Below are 2,140 nucleotides of genomic sequence, written 5' to 3'. Positions count from 1 at the left end.
CAACAGTCGCGATGAACGGCGTGACGGGCTGTTCGGCGCGGGCTGGAGCGTGGGCTTTGAGGTCGGTGTGCGCATCGAGCCGCACCCGGACGGTGGCGACCGGCTGACCTATGTCGATGAGCAGGCGCGCTCGATCGATCTGGGGGTCATTCCGCTGGACGGTGCGGCGTTCAGTGCCGGCGAAGGGCTGGTGGTACGCCGTCACGAGAGCGGCTGGCTGCTGATCGAGAGTGAGGATGGGGTGTATCGGTTGTTCGAGCCGCCGTTGGCAGACTCGTCTTTTCTGCGCCTGAATCAGTTGGGCGATGAGAGCGGCTGGCTGCTGATCGAGAGTGAGGATGGGGTGTATCGGTTGTTCGAGCCGCCGTTGGCAGACTCGTCTTTTCTGCGCCTGAATCAGTTGGGCGACCGTAACGACAACCGCATTCATSTGGATTACGACGATCAGGGTCGGCTGACGCAACTGAGCGATACCTACGATGTGCCGCGGGTGGCGCTGGTGTATTCGGGTCGCTGGCCGCGGCGGGTGGAACGGATCGAGCGGGTCCTGGCCGATGCAACCCGCGAGACGCTGGTGAGTTATGGCCATGACCATTTGGGCGATCTGGCCGAGGTGCGTGATGGTCTGGACAATGTCGTGCGTCGTTTCGTCTATCACGAACGGCGGATGGTCGAGCACCAGTTRCCCACTGGCCTGCGCTGTTTTTATGAGTGGGATTGGGTGGGGGGTCGTGAGTGGCGAGTGGTGCGCCACTGGACCGATGACGGTGATGTTCATGCGTTTGATTACGACCTCGACGCCCGGCTGACCACCGTTACTGATGGTCTGAACCGAGTCAGCACTCGCCGCTGGAACTCACAACACCAGATCACCGACTACACCGATGGCCTCGGCCAGACCTGGCAGTTTTTCTGGAACCACGAGCGCCAGTTGCTCGGCGCGATTGATCCGCAGCGCGGGCAATGGTGCTACCGCTATGACGAGGCCGGGAACCTCAGTTCAATCGAAGATCCCTTGGGGCGCATCGACTCGACATTGTGGCTGGARCACTGGTCGCTGCCCAAGGTCGAGACCGATGCCGCCGGCAACAGCTGGCAGTACCGCTATGACGCCCGAGGCAACTGCACGCACGCCGTCGACCCGCTGGGGCACATCACCCGCTATCGCCATGATGAGCGCGGTCAGGTCATCGAGATCATCGATGCCACCGACAAACGCAAACAGCTGCGCTGGAATGACCTGGGCCAGATCGAGGCGCAGACCGATTGCTCGGGTTACCGGACATGGTTCAAGTACGACGCGCGGGGCCATTTGCGACGCGTCGACAATGCTTTGGGCGAGCAGACGCTTTATCAGCACGATGCCCGGGGTCGTCTGCTACAGCGCACATTGCCGGACGGACGGGTCGAGCGTTTCCAGCGCGACACCAGCGGGCAATTGACGGGGTATACGGATCCTGCGGGCGACACGACCCGCTATCACTACAACCGCCGGGGTCAGGTGCGGCAGCGCTTGGATCCTCATCGGCGGCAGGTGCGGTTTGATTACGATGCTTATGGCCGCCTGCAATCGCTGACCAATGAAAACGGTGAGAGTTACCGTTTTGCCTGGGATGCAGGAGATCAGCTGATCGCGCAGCAGGATCTGGATGGCAGTCAAAAGCGCTATCAGTACAACGCGCTGGGCAATCCACTTCGGCTGCACCACTTCCCGGCGCCGTCCGACAGCGAACAGGACACCCGTGAGCCGCTGGTGCAGCGCTTTGAACGCGATGCGCTCGGGCGGCTGAGCGCCAAAGTCACCACTGATGGCCGCACCGACTACCACTACGACGCACTGGATCAACTGACGCAAGTCACTTTTACCGATCTAGAAGGCCAGCAGCAGAAACTCGGCTTTGCCTATGACGCCCTCGGGCAGTTGCTGGAAGAACACAGCGCAAACGGCTCGCTGAAACACCACTACGACGAACTGGGCAACCTCACGCAAACCCAGGTCCCCGACGGCCGCTGGCTCAACCGCCTGTATTACGGCAGCGGCCATCTGCACCAGATCAACCTCGATGGCCTGGTCATCAGYGAYTTCGAGCGCGATCGCCTGCACCGCGAAGTGCTGCGCAGTCAGGGCCAGATCAACACC

1 pseudogene is annotated in these 2,140 nt (G+C 61.6%); it reads left to right on the top strand.

The features are described 5' to 3' along the window. Positions 1-2,140, top strand: a pseudogene (locus BWR59_RS31625) (type IV secretion protein Rhs); the annotation flags it as partial.

Origin of the sequence: Pseudomonas sp. Bc-h, assembly GCF_002080045.1 — a bacterium.
GTDB lineage: Bacteria > Pseudomonadota > Gammaproteobacteria > Pseudomonadales > Pseudomonadaceae > Aquipseudomonas.
The sequence above is the reverse complement of the archived record's forward strand: the minus strand, read 5'-3'. Positions and strand labels throughout refer to the sequence as shown.